At 74.1% G+C, this 15,559-nt stretch carries 14 protein-coding genes; 9 read left to right on the top strand and 5 right to left on the bottom strand.

What is annotated here, in order from left to right; translation table 11 throughout:
- The first annotated feature begins 200 nt into the window (after positions 1-200).
- Entirely contained in the window at positions 201-416 is a 216-nt protein-coding gene (locus tag D0D28_RS28655) for a dodecin (RefSeq protein WP_094004196.1), read from the top strand.
- 592 nt (positions 417-1,008) lie between these two features.
- Here D0D28_RS28655 and D0D28_RS28650 read toward each other — a convergent pair.
- Positions 1,009-1,425 carry a CBS domain-containing protein gene (locus D0D28_RS28650; RefSeq protein ID WP_094004262.1) on the bottom strand — a complete coding sequence of 139 codons (417 nt, stop codon included), beginning with the start codon at positions 1,423-1,425 and terminating at the stop codon, positions 1,009-1,011.
- A 73-nt stretch (positions 1,426-1,498) separates the two neighbouring features.
- Here D0D28_RS28650 and def point away from each other — a divergent pair, with 73 nt between their 5' ends.
- A complete protein-coding gene (def, locus tag D0D28_RS28645) occupies positions 1,499-2,116 on the top strand; it encodes a peptide deformylase (protein WP_116113977.1) in 618 nt (205 codons plus the stop codon).
- Here def and D0D28_RS28640 read toward each other — a convergent pair.
- Together D0D28_RS28640 and D0D28_RS28635 are read right to left on the bottom strand one after the other, a co-directional pair.
- Entirely contained in the window at positions 2,088-3,452 is a 1,365-nt protein-coding gene (locus D0D28_RS28640; protein ID WP_240323391.1) for a CHASE3 domain-containing protein, read from the bottom strand. The two genes, def and D0D28_RS28640, sit on opposite strands and share 29 nt — an antisense overlap.
- Positions 3,449-4,780, bottom strand: a complete 1,332-nt coding sequence (locus D0D28_RS28635; protein ID WP_116113975.1) for an MFS transporter — start codon at positions 4,778-4,780, stop codon at positions 3,449-3,451. Before D0D28_RS28635 ends, D0D28_RS28640 begins: the two co-directional genes overlap by 4 nt.
- Positions 4,781-4,891: 111 nt before the next feature.
- Between D0D28_RS28635 and D0D28_RS28630 the strand changes: the two genes are divergently transcribed.
- The 3 genes from D0D28_RS28630 to D0D28_RS28620 all read left to right on the top strand — a co-directional run bounded on the left by D0D28_RS28630 (position 4,892) and on the right by D0D28_RS28620 (position 7,638).
- Positions 4,892-5,893 carry an Lrp/AsnC family transcriptional regulator gene (locus D0D28_RS28630; protein WP_116113972.1) on the top strand — a complete coding sequence of 334 codons (1,002 nt, stop codon included), beginning with the start codon at positions 4,892-4,894 and terminating at the stop codon, positions 5,891-5,893.
- 204 nt (positions 5,894-6,097) lie between these two features.
- Positions 6,098-6,451, top strand: a complete 354-nt coding sequence (locus D0D28_RS28625) for a YciI family protein (protein WP_116113969.1) — start codon at positions 6,098-6,100, stop codon at positions 6,449-6,451.
- Positions 6,448-7,638, top strand: coding sequence for an RNA polymerase sigma factor (locus D0D28_RS28620; protein ID WP_116113967.1), 1,191 nt, complete (start codon positions 6,448-6,450; stop codon positions 7,636-7,638). The genes D0D28_RS28625 and D0D28_RS28620 overlap by 4 nt, the downstream gene beginning before the upstream one ends.
- A 10-nt stretch (positions 7,639-7,648) precedes the next feature.
- Here the strand turns inward: D0D28_RS28620 and D0D28_RS28615 are convergent, their stop codons facing one another.
- On the bottom strand, positions 7,649-9,184 hold the full coding sequence (locus tag D0D28_RS28615; RefSeq protein WP_116113964.1) for an alkaline phosphatase D family protein: 1,536 nt from the start codon (positions 9,182-9,184) through the stop codon (positions 7,649-7,651).
- A 173-nt stretch (positions 9,185-9,357) separates the two neighbouring features.
- Here D0D28_RS28615 and D0D28_RS28610 point away from each other — a divergent pair, with 173 nt between their 5' ends.
- From D0D28_RS28610 to ligD, 4 genes are all read left to right on the top strand, one after another.
- Positions 9,358-9,735: a hypothetical protein gene (locus tag D0D28_RS28610; RefSeq protein ID WP_094004203.1), complete on the top strand. Its 378-nt coding sequence runs from the start codon at positions 9,358-9,360 to the stop codon at positions 9,733-9,735.
- 66 nt (positions 9,736-9,801) lie between these two features.
- Positions 9,802-10,794 (top strand): NAD(+)/NADH kinase, encoded by a 993-nt coding sequence (locus D0D28_RS28605; protein WP_116113963.1) that lies wholly within the window; start codon positions 9,802-9,804, stop codon positions 10,792-10,794.
- A 23-nt stretch (positions 10,795-10,817) separates the two neighbouring features.
- Positions 10,818-13,679, top strand: a complete 2,862-nt coding sequence (locus D0D28_RS28600) for a helix-turn-helix transcriptional regulator (protein ID WP_116113960.1) — start codon at positions 10,818-10,820, stop codon at positions 13,677-13,679.
- A 41-nt stretch (positions 13,680-13,720) separates the two neighbouring features.
- On the top strand, positions 13,721-14,677 hold the full coding sequence (ligD, locus tag D0D28_RS28595) for a non-homologous end-joining DNA ligase (protein ID WP_205413387.1): 957 nt from the start codon (positions 13,721-13,723) through the stop codon (positions 14,675-14,677).
- Here ligD and D0D28_RS28590 read toward each other — a convergent pair.
- The gene (locus D0D28_RS28590) at positions 14,664-15,545 is read right to left on the bottom strand and encodes a DMT family transporter (protein WP_116113958.1); all 882 of its coding nucleotides are present in this window, start codon (positions 15,543-15,545) and stop codon (positions 14,664-14,666) included. The genes ligD and D0D28_RS28590 overlap by 14 nt on opposite strands.
- Between the last annotated feature and the right edge of the window lie 14 nt (positions 15,546-15,559).

Here is a 15,559-nt window from a genome sequence, read left to right as displayed (position 1 = left end):
CTGTGGGGTGGCGGGCAGTGGGGGACGCGTGGTTTCTGTGCGTCTCGCGGGCTGGCGGGTGAGTGGTTGTGTGGCGCCACTTCAGGTGGGGGGATGGGCTCGTGGGAGCCGCGCGCGGTGAGATCGCGCGCGGATGCGGGGCCGCGCGTGGCGGGTGACAATTCCGGGGCCGGTATTCGCCTAGGGCAAGGAGGCCTGTCATGGCTGGGCACACCTATCGCGTCACCGAGATCGTCGGCTCGTCGAGTGAGAGTCTGGACGCCGCCATCCGTGGGGGGATCGAGCGTGCGGCGCGGACGTTGCGGGGACTGGACTGGTTCGAGGTGACCGAGATCCGCGGCCACATCGAGAACGGCGCTATCGGGCACTTCCAGGTCGGGCTGAAGGTCGGGTTCCGGCTGGAGGACGCGGACTGACCGGGCCACGGTGTGCAGGGCGCGCCGCAGGAATGTCCACTTGAGACCGAACCGGGCTGCGGTGAGGGCGTTGGAGTTCATGGCACCAGGTTAGGTTCGGGGACCGACAAAATCCCGCAGCGGCTGGGAAATCGCCACCCTATCGGGTCGAATGCGTTGAATCACCCGACTGGAGCAAGGGGTTCTGGCGCTTGGGGCCGGTTCGGCGGGGTCGATGATTCCGTTGCCGCTGACGGGAAATGGTGCTCGCGGCGGGAGTTTCGCTTGCGGTGCCTCGGCCGGGCGCGCCCGGCCCGGGGGAGGCTGTGCGGGGGTGTGCGTGGGGTGCGGCGCGCTACTGGGCCGCGTGGCCGCAACGGGTCGTGGCGCGTGGCGGTTGCGACGTGCGCGGAGCCGCGTGCCTGGGAGTGGTGGTGGCGCGTGGTGGCCTGCGAGGCCGCGTGGCTGGGAGTGTGCTGCTGGGCCGCATGGCTGGGAGTGCCGCTGCGGGCGCGGTCGGCCGCGCCCGCAGCGGCAGACGCCGCGCCTGGGCGGGGGCCGCCCGACGACTCGAGCAGCCCCCGCCCCGAAGCAGTCCCCGGCCGCGCGGACGTCAGTCCGCCGACAGGGCCTGCAGCAGGTCGCCTATCTGGGGTTCGTCCAGTGAGCGGGCCACGTCCGCCTGCGCCACGATCCCCACCAGGTCGTGGCCGTCGATCACCGGGAGCCGGCGCACCTGGTGCTGCGACATCGTGCGCAGGATTTCCTCCGCGCTGTCGTCCGCGCCGATCGTGACGGCCTCTCCCTGCGCCAGCTCACCGGCGTTCACCGCGCGCGGGTCCTTGCCCTCCGCCAGCACCTTCACCACGATGTCCCGGTCGGTCAGCATGCCCTTCAACCGGTTGTCCTCACCACAGATGGGCATCGCCCCCACCTGCAGCTCCGCCATCCGCTTCGCGGCGTCCAGCACGGTGTCGCTGGTACGCACGCACTCGGGATCGGGCGTCATGATATCGCGAGCCTTGGTCATCTTCGCCTGCCTCCGGTCCACGTCGAACTGGGCACTCGCCGTCATACCCGCCCGCGGTTGGTTTACTCGTCCCATGTCCGAGATCGCGGTCCACTACGACGTCGCCACCGGCGGCGACCTGGCCCACCACTACGCGCGCGGCGAATCCCGCCCGATCACCGCCGTCGGCAACCCCGTGCTGCACCACCCCTGCGCCGACGTCACCGAATTCGGCGACGACCTGGCGCAGCTGGTGTCCGACATGTTCGTCAGCATGCGCACCGCCCGCGGCGTGGGCCTCGCGGCCAACCAGATCGGCGTCCCGCTGCGCGTGTTCGTCTACCTCTGCCCGGAGAGCTACCAGCGCGGCGACGACGAGCCGTGGCACGTCGGCCACGTCGTCAACCCGGTCGTCGAGATCACCGGCGACGACACCGGCGCCCACCCCGAGGGCTGCCTGTCCGTGCCCGGCGCCCGGGCCGTCGTCCGGCGCGCCGCCCAGGTCACCGTCCGCGGGTTCGACCTCGCCGGCAACCCCGTCGCCGTGCCCGGCCGCGACCTGCTCGCCCGCTGCTTCCAGCACGAGACCGACCACCTGAACGGCCGCCTCTACCTCGACCACCTCACCCCCGAGGACCGCGAAACCGCCCTCGCGGACATGAGCGAACCGGCCTACCCGGTCGTCACCACGGACGCCGCCACTCGACCGTGACGCGGCCCGCCTCCCGGCGCACGACCGCGTCCCCGGACGCCTCCGCCACCGCCCGCTCCACCCCGGCCACCCGCGAGTCCGGCACCACGCACGCCACCCGCAGCCGGATCGCTTGACCGGACAGCACCAGCTCGACCTCCTCCGCGCCGCCGCCCGGCACCGCGGCGGCGCGCAGGAGGGCGCGCAGCACCTGGGTCACCTCGGCGACGACCTCCTCCGGCGGCGCCACGTCCAGATCGCCGGTGAGCACCAGCTCCGGCACGCGGCCGTGGGTCGTCTCCAGCTCCCCGACCACCTCGCTGACCTGGGCGCGCAGGGACGACCGGGTGGGCGCCGCCGTGCCGTACACCGAGGTCCGCAGCGCCGCGATGGTCCGATCGATGCCGCTGATCGCGGTCGCCATCACCGGCCCGGACCGCGGGAACCGGGCGGCCGCCGACTGCAGGTCCAGCGTGATGCCGTAGAGCCGGCGGATCGCGGTCTCACCGAGCGTGTGGGCGATCCGGTCGGTCTCCTCCAGCCGGGCGATCCGGTTCGCGGCCGCCGCCACCTGTTCGCTCTCCGACAGGATCCGCACCCGCATCGCCTCGACCGCTGGGCCCAGCCCGGTCAGCTCGTCCGGCCCGGCCGCCTCGACCGTGCGGTGCAGATCGCCGCCGGAGACCTCCCGCACCTGCGCGACGAGCCGGTTCAGCGGCGCCACGAGCGACCGGCGCAGGATGAACACGCTCGCCAGGCCCAGCACGAGGGCGAGCCCCACGCACACCCCGGTGGTCACGTTCGCGGTGGCGTTCACGCGGCGCGAGGACGCCAGTTCGGCCTCGATCAGCTGGTCGACACGGTTCTGCAGCGCGGCCAGCCGGGCACGCAGGGTGTCGAACAACGCCTTGCCCGGCTGGTTGTCCGCGAGCGTGCCGTCCCGCCGGGCCAGTGCGATCGCGGGCTCGGCCGACTGCGTGCGCCAGGCGGTGCCCGCGGCGCGGGCTTCGCGGAGGAGGGTGATCGTTTCCGCGTCGTCCGCCAGCAGCCGCGCGATGTGGTTCTCCGCTTCGCTGACCGCCGCGCGCCCCGAATCGTAGGGTTGCAGGAATTGCGGATCACGCGTCAGCAGAAAACCGCGTTCGCCGGTTTCCATGTCCACGTAACCCTTGCCGAGCGCGGCCACCGCGGCCTGCGCCGGGCGCAGGGTGTCCCGCACGCGTGAACCCGCGTCGCTCACGTGGACCCGGGCCGCGGTGGCGACGATCGAGGTGGTCGTGAGCAGCACGAGCAACCCGGCGACGAGCAGGAAGACCCGCCACCGCAACGTCCGCGGCCGGAATCGCGGAATGGTCACGAAACACGATAACCCCGGTCCCGGGAAAACCGAGAGCGCCGATTTCCCGCCATCAGCGCGGAACCACCGGCGGCGCCGATCATCACAACGATCGCGATCCGGTACGCCGCCACGGTTCCGCCGCCGAAGAACACGCCGCCGAGCAGCGCGACGCCCACTGTGGCGCCGAGTTGCTGCACCGCGTTGAGCAGCCCGGCGGCGGAGCCGACTTCCGCCGGGCGCACCGCGTGCAGCGCCGCGGTGAAGAACGCCGGGCTGAACAAGCCGGCGCCGATCCCGATGACCCCGAGCGCGCCGAGGAACACGCCGTGAGCGGTCACCACGCACGCGGTGACCAGACCCGCGACCAGCACGGCGATCCCGGCCGGCATCACGCGGTTTCCGAAGCGGGGCACCAGGATCGAGCCCGCGATCCAGGACGCCACGCCGAGCCCGGCGGACCACGGCACGAGCGTCAGCCCGGCGGCCCGCACGCCCGCCCCGGCGTCGAGTTGCTCGTGCAGGACCACGACCAGGGTCAGACCGGAGGTCGCGGTGAAGAACAACGCGGACGTGACGAGCGCGGCGGGGAACCGGCGGCCGGCGAACAGCGACGGCTCGACCAGCGGCGTCCGGGTGCGACGCTGGTGCAGGACGAAGAAGACGAGCACGGCGACACCGCCCGCCAGGAGCGGGTAGTCCGGAGTGGACATCTCGGCCAGCGGGTAGACCAGCAGCCCGGTGCCGGCGATCGCGAGTGCCGTGCCCGGCAGGTCGAGGCGCGGGCGTCCCGGGGCGCGGTCCTCGGGCAGGTTCCGGGCCAGCAGCAGGACGAGCGCGGACAGCGGCACGTTCACCAGGAACGCCGAGCGCCAGGACCACGCCTCGGTCAGCACGCCGCCGAGCACCGGCCCGCACACGGCCGCGAGTCCCATCACTGGGCCGATCGCGCCGAGCGCCCGGGACAGTGCGGCACCGGTGAACATCGCGCGGATCAGCCCGATGGTCTGCGGGATGATCACGGCCGCCGCGGCGCCCTGCGCGGCGCGGAACACGATCAACGCGGCCGAAGCCGGCGCGAGCGCGCAGGCCAGCGAGGTGAGCAGGAACGCGGTCACGCCGATGCGGAACACCCGGCGGCGCCCGGCCAGGTCGCCCAGCCGCCCGCCGGTGATCAGCAGCACGGCGAACGGCAGGGTGTAGGCGGCGCTGAACCACGGGATGTCCGACACCGGCCCGGGCAGGCTCTGGTGCACGGCGGGCGCGGCGACCTGGACGATCGTCGAGTCCAGCAGGTTCATCGCCTCGGCGGTCAGTAGGGCGGTCAGGGCCGCCGCTCGGTCACGCATGGAACTTCCCTTCGGATCGGTCGCCGACAGGGTGGAAGGCCACCGATCGCAATTCCATTCGCTCGGCCAGATCTGCCGGATTCTTCCGCAGCAAGGGCTACAGTGCGGCATATGACCGCGCTGGACGACCTCGACCGCGGGCTGCTCCACGCCCTCCACCTCGACGCGCGGGCGCCGTTCACGAAGATCGCCGCCGTGCTGGGCACGTCGACGCAGACCGTGGTGCGGCGCCACCAGCGGCTGGCGCGCGAAGCCGGGCTGCGCGTGACCGGCCTCCCGGACGCCGCCGGGACGCGCCGGCAGCAGTGGATCGTCCGCCTCACCGCGGCGCCCAGCACGGCGCACGACATCGCGCACGCCCTCGCGCGGCGGACCGACACGGCGTGGGTGCGGCTCACCTCGGGCGGGACGGAGATCGTCGCGATCGTCCGGGCCGAACCGGGCGCGGGGAACTCCCTGCTGCTGCGCGACATCCCGCGCGCCGCGAGCGTCACGTCGGTCTCGGCCCACTACCTGCTGCACACCTACCTCGGCGGGCCCACCGCGTGGCGTGGTCACCTCGACGCGCTGACACCCGCGCAGCAACGGGAACTGAGCCGTCCGGCGCCGTCCGGCGAACCGGTCGATCTCGGGGAGGCGGACTGGACGCTGCTGGCCGCGCTCGCGCAGGACGGCCGCGCCAGCTACACCGATCTGGCGTCGGCGACCGGCTGGTCCGCATCGACCGTGGCGCGGCGGGTCGAGGACCTCCGCGCGCGCGGCGCGTTGTTCTTCGACGTCGAGATCGACGACGCGCTGCTCGGCATCACGGCTTCGGCGTTGCTGTGGATGTCCGTGCCGCCGGCGCACCTGGACGCGGTCGCGACGGAACTGGCCGGGCACGCGGAACTGGCCGTCGTCGCCGCCACGACCGGGCGGACCAACCTGCTGGCGAACGCGTTGTGCGCGGACACCGCCGCGCTGCACCGCTACCTGACGACCCGGCTCGCGCTGCCCGCCATCACGCACCTGGAAACCGCGCCGATCCTGCGGACCCTGAAGGCGGTGGCGCCGGTGATCACCCCGGCGGGCACGGCTTCGGTCCGCGCCGGCCGGGGGCGGCCCGTTCGATAGCGGGCCCGCGCACGCGCGCCTCGGCGACCGGGCCGGGCGCGCGGTGTGGAGCCGGGCGCGCCGGAACGGGCGGGCGTCGCGTGGAGTTTCGGTGCGCTCCACTGTCGTCCCCGGACCGGGTGTGCGTCAAAGTGTTTTCGGCCGGGTGTCGATCCGCCGGGACGCCGTTCGTGTAGAGGGTGACACCGACCCCGAGGAGGGACCATGACGCACTACCTGCTCACGATCTACCAGCCCGACGGCGAGCCGCCCGCGCCGGAGATCCTGGAGCCGATCATGGAGGACGTGGCGGCGTTCCAGGAGGAGCTGCGGGCCGCGGGCGCCTGGGTGTTCAACGCCGGCCTGCACCCGCCGTCCACCGCGACCGTCGTGCGCGCCCAGGGCGACGACGTGCTCGTCACCGACGGGCCGTACCTGGAGGGCAAGGAGCACGTCGGCGGGTTCACCGTCATCCAGGCCGCCCACCTGGACGAGGCGCTGGAGTGGGGCCGCAAGCTCACGGCGGCGACCACACTGCCCATCGAGGTCCGGCCGCTGGTCGACGGGTCCTGCGGTTGACCGGCGAGATCGCCCGCGTCTTCCGCGCGGAGTACGGGCGCGCGGTGGCCGTCCTGGTCCGCGTTTTCGGGGACATCGACATCGCCGAAGAAGCGGTCCAGGACGCGTTCACCACCGCGGTCCAGCGCTGGCCGGAGGAGGGCGTGCCGCCCAGCCCGGCGGGCTGGATCATCACCACCGCCCGCAACCGCGCCATCGACCGGTTGCGGCGCGAGGCCACCCGCGACGACCGGCAGGCCCACGCGGCCCTGCTGCACGCGCGCGACGAGCCGGTGGAGGAGGGTGCCGTGCCCGACGAACGGCTGCGGCTGATCTTCACGTGCTGCCACCCGGCGCTCGCCCCGGCCGCGCGGGTCGCGCTCACCCTGCGGTTGCTGGGTGGCCTGACGACGGCTGAGATCGCGCGCGCGTTCCTGGTGCCGGAGAAGACGATGGCGCAGCGGATCGTGCGCGCGAAGGGCAAGATCCGCGCCGCGCGCATCCCGTACCGGGTGCCGGACGAGACGGACCTGCCGGACCGTCTGCGGGCCGTGCTCGCGGTGCTGTACCTGGTGTTCAACGAGGGCTACACCGCCCGGCGCGAAGGCCTGTGCGCCGAGGCGATCCGGCTGGCGCGGGTGCTCGCCGGGCTGATGCCGGACGAGCCCGAGGTGCTGGGGCTGCTCGCGTTGATGCTGCTTACCGAGTCGCGCCGCGCCGCCCGCACCGGGCCGGGCGGCGAGCTGGTGCTGCTGGCCGACCAGGACCGGAGCCGGTGGGACCGGGCGCTGATCGCCGAGGGGCAGCAGCTGGTGCGGCGGTGCCTGCGCCGCGGGCAGCCCGGGCCGTACCAGATCCAGGCCGCGATCAACGCCGTGCACAGCGATGCGCCGACCGCCGCGGACACCGACTGGCGGCAGGTCGTCGCGCTGTACGACCAGCTGCTGGTGGTCGCGCCCTCCCCGGTGGCCGCGCTGCACCGGGCGGTCGCGGTGGCCGAGGTCGACGGTCCCGCGGCCGGGCTGGCCCTCGTCGAGGAGCTCGACCTGGCGGAGTACTACCTGTGCCACGCGATCCGGGCGGATCTGCTGCGCCGGCTGGACCGGCGGGAGGAAGCGGCGCGCGCCTACGAGGAAGCCCTGGGGCGGACGGAGAACGCGGCCGAGCGGGAGTTCCTCACCCGCCGGCTGCGCGAGACCGGCGGGTGAGGACCCCGGATCAGCCCTGCTGCGCCCCCGCGCGGCCGGCTTCGATGGCGAAGCTGGCCCGCGTCCGGACGGGCGAGCCCGGCCGGGTCACGTAGTCCACGATCCGGTAGTCGGCGGTCCACGACTCCCGCGTGATCGTGTTGCGCACGTAGCCCCGCTTGCGGTTGATGAACTTGATGTGCGGGTTCTCCGCCAGCTGCACGCGGTCACCGGGGTTCTGGTCGGTCCCGTCCCCGCCCGAGGTGATCGACGTGCCCACCAGCTCGGTCGCCACCGTCGGCGACGCCGGGTCCTCGAAGTCGGCCTTCACGTCGGCCACGTAGTTCGCGTGCACGTCGCCGGTGATGACCACCGGGTTGCTCGCCTGGGCCAGCCGCGAGCGCACCAGGTTCCGTTCGACGTAGTAGTTGTCCCAGGCGTCGTCGCTGAACGAGTCCGCCGTGCCGGAGGTGAAGTCGCGCTGGGAGAAGAACACCTGCTGCGCCAGCACGTTCCACCGCGCGGTGGGGCCGGACAGGTTGCGCAGCAGCCACTCCTTCTGCTGTGCGCCCAGGATCGTGCGCGACGGGTCCAGCCGCGCGTCGCCGGCGACCTGGTCGTCGCGGTACTGGCGGGTGTCCAGCAGGTGCACGTCCACCAGGTCGCCGAAGGTGAGACGGCGGAAGATGCGGATGTCCGGCCCGGTCGGGTGCTGGGCGCGGCGCAGCGGCATGTGCTCCCAGTACGCCTGGAACGCCTGCGCCCGCCGCTGCCGGAACACGGCCGGGTCCTGATCGGGCTCGGTGTCCGGCTGGGAGATGTCGCCGGCCCAGTTGTTCTCCACCTCGTGGTCGTCGAACACGACCGCCCACGGGAACGCGGCGTGCGCGGCCTGCAGGTCCGCGTCGCCCTTGTACTGGGCCAGCCGGACGCGGTAGTCGGCCAGGGTGAACGTCTCCGCCACCGGGGTGTGGCCGCGGCCGATGCTGCCCTGGCCGTTGCCCTCGTAGATGTAGTCGCCGAGGAACGCCACCAGGTCCAGGTCCTCCTGCGCCAGGTGGGCGTGCGCGGTGTAGAAGCCGTCCGGGTAGTTCTGGCAGCTGGCGAACGCGAACGAGAACTTGTCCAGCCGCGCGCCCGGCCGTGATGCCGTCTTGGTGCGGCCCACCGGGCTGATCTCGTTGCCGACGCGGAAGCGGTAGAAGTACTCGGCGCCGGGCCGCAGGCCGGACACCTCGGCGTGCACGGTGTGCGCGGACTCCGGCCGAGCGATCTCGGCGCCGGCGCGCACCACGTGCCGGAACCGCTCGTCCGCGGCCACCTGCCACTGCACGGGCACGACCTTCGACGGCATCCCGCCGAGGCCGTCCGCGGCCAGTGGCTCGGGCGCGAGCCGGGTCCACAGCACCACGCCGTCGGGCAGCGGGTCGCCCGAGGCGACGCCGAGGGTGAACGGGTCGCGGACGGGGCTGGCGGAGGCGGTGCCCCAGCCGGAGAAGGCGGCCGCGCCGAGCGCGGCGCCACCGGCGATCAGGACTTGACGGCGCGTGGGGGAGAGGTCGGACATGCGTCACCTTTTCGGGGGTTCGGGGAGAAGGCGCGCACACGCTAAGCAGGCCGGGTGACCGCTGCCCGAATGCGTGGTGGACGGGACGTTGATGATCGGGGATGTCACATCACGGTTCGATCACCGCGGGTAGCGCGGTGCCCCGAACGGACGATCACTGCGTTGTGCGATTGATGATCGAGGTGGCCGTGCTGGTCGTGGCCGTGGCGACGGCGTTCTGGTTCGGCCGCCGGTCGGCCCGGCCGCGGCGCGGTGCCGGCCCGGTGCCCGCGTTCCGCCTCGACGCCCAGCCGCAGCAGTGGTACCGCCTCACCAACACCGGCCCCGTCCTCGCGACCGGCGTCCGGGTCGACTTCGGCGACCGCTACGACCGCACCCTCACCCGGCGGCTGCCCGACGCGCTCGACCTCGGCCCTGGCGAGTCCGTCACCTTCCTGATGCTGGGCACCTGGGCGACCCCGCGGCCGGCCGAACTGCGGGTGAGCTGCGCCGAACTGCCCAAACCGGCGCTCGTGGCGGTGCCCGAAGGCGCCGAGCCGCTCGCGTCCTGACGCGCCGGGACTAGCTTGGGTACCGAGGAGGCCGGATTCCGAGTGCCTCCGGTCGCGAGGAGGGACATGGCTTCCGTTTCCCGGATCGGGCTGGTCGTGCACGGCGGCAAGGAGGCCGCGCGGCGCACCGCCGGTGAGGTCCGCGCCTGGGCGGCCGCCCGTGGCATCCCGTGCACCGACATCGACGTGTGGGACGACTTCGACGGCCACCGGCGGCACGCGAAGGAAGAGGCCGAGCGGGCGGGCAACCCGGACCTGATCGTGACCGTCGGCGGGGACGGCACCTTCCTGCGCGGGGTGCGGGTCGCCGCGCCGGTCGAGTCGCTGGTGCTCGGTGTGAACGTGGGCCGCGTCGGGTTCCTCACCGAGGTCGCCACCGAGGACGTGGTGGCCGCGCTGGACGCCGTGAACGACGGCGCCTTCCAGGAGGACTCGCGGATGACGCTGACCATGTGCGCGTCCCGGCCGCTGAGCATCCCGAAGGTCATCGAGCCCATGCTGCGCTACGGGCGCGGCCCGGCGCTGCCGCCGCCGACCACCCGCCGGGCCCCGTCCGACGGCGACGGCATCCAGCTCGACGTGCTGGGACTCAACGACATCGTGGTGGAGAAACTGGCCCGCGACCGGCAGGCGAGCCTCGCGGTCTACGTCGACGGGCGGCAGTTCGCCGTCTACTCGACCGACGCGTTCGTCGTGGCGTCCTCGACCGGGTCCACCGCCTACAGCTTCTCCGCGGGTGGCCCGATCGTCTCGCCCGGCCTGGACGCGCTGGTGTTCACCCCGGTCGCGCCGCACATGGTCTTCAACCGCAGTGTGGTGCTGGCGCCGCACCAGCGGGTCGGCATCCGGGTGCTGGAGCACTCCGGGGAGGCCGCGGTGAGCGTCGACGGGCAGCTGCGGGGCGTGCTGGAGCCGGGCGACTGGATCACCGTGCAGGCGGCGAGCCGGCGGGCGCGGCTGATCCGCCTCGACGAACCGGACTTCCTGTGCCGGGTGCGCGACCGGTTCGGGCTGGCCGACTCGGTCGCCGCTCTCGCCGACGAACGGCCCGCGCGCTGAGAGTGCCCGTGGGATCATGAGGCGTGCCTCGCCTCGCCACCGGGATTCCGCTGATCGGCCGCGAACCCGAGCTGGACACCCTGCGTGCCGCGCTGCGCCGCGCCCGCGAGGGGCGGGCGGGTGCGGTCCTGCTGGCCGGTGACGCCGGGGTCGGCAAGTCCCGCCTGCTCGGCGAACTGGTCGCCGGCGCCGACGGGGTGACGGTGCTGTCCGGCCGGTGCCTCGACGTCGGCGAGGCCGGGTTGCCGTACCTGCCCTTCGCCGAGGCGCTGGGCGCGCAGCGGGAGGCCGCGAAGCGGTGGCCCGTGCTCGGCCGCCTGCTGCCCGGCCTGACCCCGCCGGAACGGGCCGACCAGACCATGGAGCGGCTGCGGCTGTTCGACGCGGTGCACGCGGTGCTGGTGGACCTCGCCGCCCGCGGCCCGGTGCTGCTCGCGCTGGAGGACCTGCACTGGGCTGACGCCTCCACCCGCGACCTCGTGTTGTTCCTGCTGTCCCGGCTGGACACCCAGCGGCTGCTGGTGGTGGCCACCTACCGCACCGACGACCTGCACCGCCGTCACCCGCTGCGCCCGCTGCTGGCCGAGGTGTCCCGGCTGCCCGCGGTGGCCCGGATCGAACTGGCCCCGCTCGGCGCCGCCGACACGGTCGCCTTCGTGTCCGCGCTCGCCGAGGGCGCGTTGCCGGACACCACCGTGCACACCGTCGCCGAACGCTCCGAGGGCAACCCGTTCTTCTGCGAGGAGCTGACCGCCGCCGTGCGCCGCGGCGCGACCCTGCCGGACGGGCTGGCCGAACTGCTGCTGGCCCGCGTCGAACGGCTCAGCCCGGAGGCGCAGCGCGTGGTCCGCGCGGTCTCCGGCGCGGCGCAGCTCGTCGCGCACGCCAGCCTGCGCACGGTGTGCGGCCTGGACGAGGACACGCTGGAGAGCGCGTTGCGCGAGGCCGTGCTGCACAACGTCCTCGTCGCCGCGGAGGACGGGTACGCGTTCCGGCACGCGCTGCTGCGCGAAGCGGTCTACGACGACCTGCTGCCCGGGGAACGGGTACGGCTGCACGCCGCGTTCGCCCGCCTGGCCGGGGAGAACGGCACCGCGGCCGCGCTGGCGCACCACAGCTTCCGCAGCCACGACCTGCCGACCGCGCTCGCCGCGTCCGTGCGCGCCGCGGACCAGGCGGCCGGGATGGACGCGCCGGGCGACGCGCTGCACCACCTCGAACAGGCGATGCAGCTGTGGGAGGCGGTGGACGGGCCGGAGCGGATCTGCGGACGGGACCAGCTGGCGCTGCTGCGGTCGGCGGCCGCGATGGCGTCCGCGGCCGGTGAGGTGGAGCGGGCCGTCACCTACGCCCGGTCCGCGGTGGCCGAGGCGGACCTGCGGGACGATCCCGAGCTGGCCGCCGACACCCGGCACCAGCTGGCGATCGCGTTGATCCCGTTCGACGTGCACCGCGGCGAGGTGTCCAAGGCCGTCGCCGAGGCGTGGGAGCTGGTGCGCGACCGCCCGGCCAGCGTCGTCCGCGCGCGGGTGCTCGCGCTGCGGGCCCGCGCCTGGGTGTGGGGCGTGCCGGACGTGGACGTCGACGAGCTGCGTGATCACGTCCAGCAGGCCATCGCCGACGCGCGGGCGGCCGGGGCGCCGGAGGTCGAGGCCGACGGGATGGTCACGCTCGCCGCGTTCGAGGACTGGCAGGGCAACATCGAGCTGTCCACGCGTCTGGGCCTGGCCGCCGCGGAGCGGGCCGCCGAGATCGGTGCGGTCCGGGTCGAGCTGCGGGCGCTGCACAACGTCACCTGCAACCTGCTGGTGAGCGGGGATCTGCGCGGGGCGGCGCGGATGGCGGCGCGGGTGTGGCAGCGCGCGGAGCGGACCGGGCTCGGCTGGAGCGATGTCGGTGTCGACGGGCGCACCGCCGAGCTGTTCGACCTGTACGTGCTCGGCGACTGGGACACCGCGCTGGACCGCGCGGAGGTGCCGGGCGCGCCGCGGTTCGCGCGGGCCCGGATCGGGGCGTACTCCGCGCCGATCCTCGTCGCGCAGGGGCGGTTCGCCGAGGTCGAGGACCTCGCCGCGCGGCTGGCCGGCCAGCGCGACGACGCCCGGGCCGGTGTGCTGCTCGGGATCGCGCTGGCCGAAGCCGCGCAGTGGCGGGGCGATCCGGCGACCGCCGTGGCGGAGATCCGCACCGTGACCGACCGGCTGAGCACGCTCACCCGCTCCAGCCTGGCCGACATGCGGTGGGCGGTCGTCACCGGCGTGTCCGCGCTGGCCGACCTCGCCGAGCAGGCCCGGCGCCGCGGCGCGGACACCGACGAGCTGGTCGGCCAGGGCGTGCTGCTGGCCGCCTGCGGCGAACTGGTGTCGCCGATGCAGGTCCGGCTGGAGGAACGCAGCCCGGACACGCGCGCGCCGACCGCGCGGCTCGCCGCGGAACTGAACCGCCTGCGCGGCGCGGACGCGCCAGCCGCGTGGGCGGTCGCGGTCGAGGAGGCCGCGCCCCTGCCGTACTGGCAGCTGCTCGCCCGATGGCGGTGGGCCGCGGCGCTGCTGGCCCACGGCGAGCGGGACGCGGCGGCCGAGCAGGTCCGGCTGGTGCGGGACGCCGCGGGCGAGCTGGGTGCGCGGCCGTTGGAGTCGGCGGTGGCGGACCTGGCCCGGCGCGGCAGGCTGACCGCCGCGCCCGCCACCGACGTGCGGACCCCGCGGGAACGGGCTGTGCTGGAACTGGTCGCGGACGGGCTGACCAACCGCCAGGTCGGCGAGCGGTTGTTCATCAGCGAGAAGACCGCGAGCGTGCACCTGTCGCGGGTCATGGCGAAGCTGGGAGCGGGCAGCCGCGCCGAGGCGGTGTCCCTGGCGCACCGGCGTGGCCTGCTCGGGTGACCGACTGGCGGCGGCACCCGATCCGGCGCAGCATCGGGGACATGCCGCTGCCCGAGCCCGTCGCCCCCATGCTGGCCGTTCCCGGACCCGTGCGGGACAGCGAGGGCTGGGCGTTCGAGTGGAAGTACGACGGGGTGCGGTGCCAGGCCGCGGTGTCCGGCGGACAGGTCCGGCTCTACTCGCGGCGGCTGCGTGACGTCACCGCCACCTACCCGGAGCTGGCCGTGCTCGGCCGGGACACCCGCACGCTGCTGATCGACGGCGAGGTGGTCGCGCTGGACGAGGACGGCAGGCCGGATTTCGGGCGCCTGCAACAGCGGATGAACCTGTCCGCGCCGACACCCGCGCGGCTGTCCTCGGTGCCGGTCGTGTTCTTCGCGTTCGACCTGCTCCGCGAAGGCACGCGGGACTGCACCGGCCTGCCGTACGAGGAACGCCGGGACCGGTTGCTGGGCCTGGGCATCGACCGGCCGCAGGTGCGGGTGCGGCGGCATTTCCTGGCGTCCGATGTGGAGGGTGCGGAGCTGTTGCGCGCCGCCCGCGAGGTCGGCCTGGAGGGGCTGGTGTCGAAGCGGCTCGGCTCGGCCTACCAGCCCGGCGTCCGGTCGCCGGACTGGGTGAAGACGCCGCTGACCCGCACGCAGGAGGTGGTGATCGCGGGCTGGACCACCGGCGAGGGGCGGCGGTCGGGCACGTTCGGCGCGCTGCTGCTCGGGTTGCACGACGAGACCGGGCTGCGCTTCGCCGGGCACGTCGGCACCGGCTTCACCGACCGCATGCTCGACGATCTGCAGGCCCGCCTGCGCCCGCTCGCGCGCCGCACCAGCCCGTTCGACAGCCCGGTTCCCCGCGAGTACGCCCGCAACGCGCACTGGGTGAAGCCGGAACTGGTGGGCGAGGTGGAGTTCCGGCAGTGGACCTCGGACGGGCGGTTGCGGGCGCCGTCGTGGCGGGGGCTGCGGCCGGACCGGCGGCCGGAAGAGGTCACGCTCGCCTGACCATCCTGGTGCGCACGGCGAGACCGGCGCACGCGATCACCGCGAGGCCGCCGAGCGCGGTGGGCCAGGTGATCGCCTCCCGCAGGAACAGCACCGCCCAGCAGATGGTCAGGACCGGCTGGACCAGCTGGATCTGGCTCACCCGCGCCATCGGGCCGATCGCGAGTCCCCGGTACCACGCGAAGAAGCCGAGGAACATGCTCACCACGCCGAGGTAGGCGAACGCGGCCCAGTCCACGGCGGTGCCGGACGGCGGGTGCTGCCACATCGCGAACCCGGTCAGGGCGATCATCACCGGCGCGGACGCGACCAGCGCCCACGAGATCGTCTGCCACGCGCCGAGTTCGCGGGCCAGCAGACCGCCCTCCGCGTAACCGATCCCGGCCGCGAGCACCGCCCCGAGCAGGAGCAGGTCGGACCAGTGCAGGCGGCCGAAACCGCCCTGCAGGGACGCGAACCCGACCGCGGCGACGGCGCCGACCGCCGCCGTGACCCAGAACCGGACCGGTGGCCGTTCCCGCCCGCGCAGCACGGCGATCACCGCGGTCGCGGCGGGCAGCAGCGCGATCACCACGGCGCTGTGGCTGGCCGAGGCGGTGGTCAGCGCGAACGAGGTCAGCACGGGGAACCCGACGACCACGCCCGCGGCGACGATCGCGAGGCGGAACCACTGCACGCCCCGCGGCAGGCGTTGCCGGGTGACCGCGAGCGCGCCGGCGGCGCGCTGGTCGGCGACGACGGCCCGGCCGCAGCCGATGAACAGCGGCGACATGGCGCCGACGGCGACCCGGGTGAACGGGACGGTGAACGAGAACGCCGTGACCCCGAGCAGACCCCAGCCGAGACCGGCCCGCGCGGGGGATAGCACCGGACGGTCGGCGA

Origin of the sequence: Amycolatopsis ruanii, from assembly GCF_003385175.1 — a bacterium.
Taxonomy (GTDB): Bacteria; Actinomycetota; Actinomycetes; order Mycobacteriales; family Pseudonocardiaceae; genus Amycolatopsis_E; species Amycolatopsis_E thermalba.
This window is presented reverse-complemented; position numbering and strand designations above follow the sequence as displayed.

Coding starts and splice junctions, on each gene's coding strand:
- D0D28_RS28655 (WP_094004196.1), top strand. CDS start 201: ATGGCTGGGCACACCTATCGCGTCACCGAGATCGTCGGCTCGTCGAGT.
- D0D28_RS28650 (WP_094004262.1), bottom strand. CDS start 1,425: ATGACCAAGGCTCGCGATATCATGACGCCCGATCCCGAGTGCGTGCGT.
- def (WP_116113977.1), top strand. CDS start 1,499: ATGTCCGAGATCGCGGTCCACTACGACGTCGCCACCGGCGGCGACCTG.
- D0D28_RS28635 (WP_116113975.1), bottom strand. CDS start 4,780: ATGCGTGACCGAGCGGCGGCCCTGACCGCCCTACTGACCGCCGAGGCG.
- D0D28_RS28630 (WP_116113972.1), top strand. CDS start 4,892: ATGACCGCGCTGGACGACCTCGACCGCGGGCTGCTCCACGCCCTCCAC.
- D0D28_RS28625 (WP_116113969.1), top strand. CDS start 6,098: ATGACGCACTACCTGCTCACGATCTACCAGCCCGACGGCGAGCCGCCC.
- D0D28_RS28615 (WP_116113964.1), bottom strand. CDS start 9,184: ATGTCCGACCTCTCCCCCACGCGCCGTCAAGTCCTGATCGCCGGTGGC.
- D0D28_RS28610 (WP_094004203.1), top strand. CDS start 9,358: ATGATCGAGGTGGCCGTGCTGGTCGTGGCCGTGGCGACGGCGTTCTGG.
- D0D28_RS28605 (WP_116113963.1), top strand. CDS start 9,802: ATGGCTTCCGTTTCCCGGATCGGGCTGGTCGTGCACGGCGGCAAGGAG.
- ligD (WP_205413387.1), top strand. CDS start 13,721: ATGCCGCTGCCCGAGCCCGTCGCCCCCATGCTGGCCGTTCCCGGACCC.